At 69.4% G+C, this 252-nt stretch carries 1 protein-coding gene; it reads right to left on the bottom strand.

All coding sequences use genetic code 11. From position 1 onward, the window contains the following. Window positions 1–5: 5 nt before the first annotated feature. The coding region (locus tag CVH10_RS26240; protein WP_181244704.1) for a hypothetical protein at window positions 6–252 on the bottom strand (247 nt) is incomplete at its 5' end.

Here is a 252-nt window from a genome sequence, read left to right on the forward strand (position 1 = left end):
GTTCGTTACGATGACGCCTCGGCCTGGCGCCGCTTGCCGCCACGCCCGGACGGCTTCGCAGTCGTCTGCGGTGAGGCTTGGGCCGCTGGCGATGCAGACGACTTCCTGCCAGCGACCTTCTTGGGGTGGTCCTCGACGATCCGCACCAGCCCGGCGCGGGCCAGCTGCTTGGCGGTGTGGTCGGAGACCGGGAATCGGGTACCACGCCGGCGCGAGCCGCCGTGATCGAAACCGGTGAGTGCTTCCACGGTT

The organism is Halomonas sp. ND22Bw (assembly GCF_003011945.1).
Lineage (GTDB): Bacteria > Pseudomonadota > Gammaproteobacteria > Pseudomonadales > Halomonadaceae > Halomonas > Halomonas halophila.